The organism is Sphingobium sp. D43FB (assembly GCF_002312805.1).
In the GTDB taxonomy this organism is placed as follows: Bacteria; Pseudomonadota; Alphaproteobacteria; order Sphingomonadales; family Sphingomonadaceae; genus Sphingobium.
In genome coordinates, this window is sequence record NZ_NMUA01000119.1 from 1 (window position 1) to 1,479 (window position 1,479).

1 pseudogene is annotated in these 1,479 nt (G+C 60.6%); it reads left to right on the forward strand.

The annotated features are described in order from the left end of the window. Positions 1-30 precede the first annotated feature (30 nt). Positions 31-1,439, forward strand: a pseudogene (locus tag SxD43FB_RS23525) (IS3 family transposase). Positions 1,440-1,479 lie beyond the last annotated feature (40 nt).

The window sequence follows — 1,479 nt, forward strand, 5'->3', positions numbered from 1 at the left end:
GCTGCCGCCGAGGAAGGCCGCAGGCCGACGCTGGTGGCAGCGCCTGCGGCGGCATCGCCCGAGCTCTCCGACCGGCCACGTCGGCGGAACTTCGGCGCCAGATATAAGCTGCAGATCCTCGACGAGATTGATCGTGCCGCTGGCACTCCCGGGGCGATCGGCGCCATCTTGCGGCGTGAGGGGATCTATTCCTCCTCGATCACGGAGTGGCGGCGGCTGCGCGCGGCCGGGGCGTTTGAGGGCCTGAGCCCCGTGAAACGCGGCCCAAAACCAATGGCGCCCAATCCTCTGTCGGCAGAGCACGCCCAGCTGAAGCGGGACCACAAACGCCTTCAGCAGCGCCTGGAGCGTGCCGAAGCTGTGATAGAAATTCAAAAAAAAGTCGCGCTTTTGATAGGCTTACCGATCGAGGACGACGAGAAGCCGTGATGGATGCGTTGGCTACGCTGGGTACCGGCTCGGGCATCATTGCAGCGGCTTGTGACGCGCTGGGCGTGTCGCGTGCGACCTTCCATCGCCGTCAGGTTGCTGCGGCTCACCTCCCAGCTGCTCGCCGCCGACGGCCAGCGCCGGCGCGTACCATTCTCGGGCCAGAGCGTCAGCATATCATCGATTTGCTGCGAGAGCCGCACTTTGCAGACCTCGCACCTGCGGAGATCTACGCTACGCTGCTCGATCAGGGCATCTACCACTGTTCGATCCGTACGATGTACCGGATCCTCCACGAGCATCAGGAAGTTAGGGAACGCCGTCGGCAACTGCGCCACCCCGTCTATCAGAAACCCGAGCTGCTGGCCGAAGGCCCCAATCAAGTCTGGTCATGGGACATCACCAAGCTCATGGGGCCGAGCAAATGGACCTACTTCTACCTTTATGTAATCATTGATATATTTAGCCGACGCGTCGTTGGATGGCATGTCGCCGACACCGAAAGCGCTGCTCTGTTCAAGCCGCTATTCGAAGATTGCGTCGCCAAACATAACGTCTCCCCAGGCCAGCTCACCCTACACGCCGACCGCGGGCCGTCGATGAAGGCCAAGGCTACCGCGCTCATGCTTGCTGATCTCGGCGTCACCAAATCGCACAGCCGGCCATATACCTCGAACGACAATCCTTTCTCGGAAAGCCACTTCAAGACTTTGAAATATCAGCCGCAGTTCCCGAAACGCTTCGGCTGTGCCCAAGACGCAAAGACGTTCTGCCGGCACTTCTTCGACTGGTACAACCGAGACCATCATCATCTCGGCATCGGGCTGATGACGCCCGACCAGGTGCATTACGGCCAGGCAGATGCAGTCCACGCCGCCCGTCAAACGATCCTCAACAAAGCCTTCCGCTTAAACCCGGAGCGCTTCGTCAATCGACCACCACGACCGCCACAAAAACCAACCGCAGTCTGGATCAACCCACCGGCCAGGGACCGAAAGACGATAGCTTAATCTCCCGACCCGGCTGTCTCACAATCGTTGACACGTTCCG